The sequence below is a fragment of the Vibrio sp. V43_P6S15P86 genome (genome assembly GCF_009904725.1).
GTDB lineage: Bacteria > Pseudomonadota > Gammaproteobacteria > Enterobacterales > Vibrionaceae > Vibrio > Vibrio diabolicus.
The window spans coordinates 1-2,384 of the sequence record NZ_WXWT01000456.1 but is presented as its reverse complement, the minus strand read 5'-3'; the positions used below and the strand labels follow the sequence as shown (position 1 = coordinate 2,384).

1 protein-coding gene is annotated in these 2,384 nt (G+C 47.3%); it reads left to right on the top strand.

What is annotated here, in order from left to right; genetic code table 11:
• Positions 1-362 precede the first annotated feature (362 nt).
• The coding region (gene fusA / locus CAG69_RS20355) for an elongation factor G (protein ID WP_161445918.1) at positions 363-2,384 on the top strand (2,022 nt) is incomplete at its 3' end.

Here is a 2,384-nt window from a genome sequence, read left to right as displayed (position 1 = left end):
GTGTTGCTCGGACAAGATGTAACGCCGAGCTTAGTTTATCGCGACGGCGAAATCGTTCTTTCCAAATAGCCTAAACAATCCAGAGGTTTTGATCGAAAAGTCAGAACCTCTGAGTTTATGATCTCGATTAAAAAACAATCAGCCCCATCATGAAATAAATCACATAAATTATACGGTTATTACGTCATGCTAAGATTACAGTAGTCCAAGAAGGTGGTCTTATGCATCGAGTCATCCGGAAAATGACATGGAAGACGAATAGGCGGTAATCCCGCCCTACTCCAATGCAGTGCGTGGGTTTCTATAGCAACCCACTTCCTAGCAATTCGTAGGTTTTTCACGCCATCTTGCAAGGAGGCTCTATGCCTATCAACAAAATACGCAATATCGCTTTTGTCGGCCAAACCGGGACCGGTAAAACCACGCTGATAGAAAAACTGCTCTTTACCTGCGATGCCACGCACCATTTAGGCAGCGTAGAAAAAGGCGATACCGTTACCGACTTCGACCCTCAATCCATCCAATATCAACACAGTATTGAAGCAACGCCAGTCGCACTGCGCTGGAATAAACACCGGCTCAATATCATCGACACTCCGGGACAAAACGAGTTACTTGGCCGCACGATTAGCGTTTTTCCTGCCGTTGAAACATCCGCCCTTGTCATCGACCCTCAAACACCACTTAACCAAACTTCCGATCGCTTATTCACCTTTGCAAAAGAGCAGCAAAAATGTCAGATGATCATCATCAATAAGCTCGATAACCACAGTCATCAGTTAGAGAGATTGATGGAGAACATCGTTGAGCATTTTGGTGACCACTGCTTACCGATCAACTTACCTTCGGCTGACGGGGAATCTGTAGTTGACTGCTATTTCGAACCAGAATTGGGACGAGAAACCTTACTTGCGACGGTAGATGAAGCTCATGAGACCTTGATTGACCAAGTTATCGAAGTCGATGAAGAACTGATGGAACTGTATCTGGAACAAGGCTCCGAACTCACCGCAGAGCAATTGCATGATCCGTTTGAAGAAGCACTGAGAACTGGACATGTGATTCCGGTCTGTTTTGTCTCAGCACAAACCGGTGCGGGCGTCGAGTTGCTGCTGCGCACCTTGGCGGAGATCATGCCCATGCCAAACGAGGGTAACCCTCCTCTACTGGAAAAGAACGGCAAAAAAATCAAAGTAAATTGCGAAACCTTAGAGCACACCGTCGCACACGTGTACAAAGTCAGCGTCGACCCATATATGGGCAAACTTGCCTACTTACGTGTGTATCAGGGTGAAATCAATGCGGGCAGCCAGCTTTATATTGGCGAAAGCAACAAGGCATTTAAAGTTGGGCACTTATATCAACTGCAGGGCAAAGATAGAACCGAGATCCCTCGTGCGCTTGCCGGCGACTTCTGCGTTTTAGCCAAAGTGGATGATCTCGAATTCGATTCAATCGTTCATGACTCTCACGAAGAAGATGGTGTTCAACTCAAAACGTTGGACCTTCCTGACTCCATGTATTCTTTGTGCTTGAAGCCTCTTAAGCGTGGAGATGAGCAAAAATTGGGAGATGTGCTGAATAAAATCGCCAGTGAAGATCCTTCGCTGCGCATCGAACATCGCGCTCGCACCAACGAAACCATCATCAGCGGCCAAGGAGAGTTTCACCTCAAAGTCGCATTAGAAAAGATGGCGAACGTGTACAAGCTGGACGTCGAAACCTGCCAACCAAGCGTCGAATACTTTGAAACCATCACCAAACCTGCCGAAGGGCATTATCGACACAAAAAACAAAGTGGCGGTGCAGGCCAGTTTGGTGAAGTGCAATTGAAGGTTCGCCCACTCGAGCGCGGTGCCGGATTTAAGTTCATCAACAAAGTGGTGGGTGGCGCAATTCCAACCGCGCTTATTCCCGCGGTCGAAAAAGGTATTTTACAAGTACTCGAAGAAGGGGCGATTTCTGGCAACCCAATCAAGGATGTGGAAGTCACCGTTTATGACGGTAAATATCACTCCGTCGATTCGAAAGAAATTGCGTTTGTCATCGCAGGTAAGAAAGCCTTTTTAGATGCGATCAACAACGCTGATCCTATTGTGCTGGAGCCCATTGTCCAAATGGAGTTACACGTCCCAACCACAAACGTCGGTGACGTGTCTGGGGATTTGTCAGGTAATCGAGGATTAATAGAAGGCACCGAACCGATCGATAGCCAATTCACGTTGTTGAAAGCCAAATCGCCAGTAAACGAGTTGCAAGATTACGCTCGTCGATTGCGAGCTATCACGGGTGGTGAAGGCAGTTTTAGTATGACTTTAAGCCATTACGAGCCCGCGCCACCAGCAGTGCAAAAACAAGTCTGCCAAGGCAGTGCTCAACAAGGT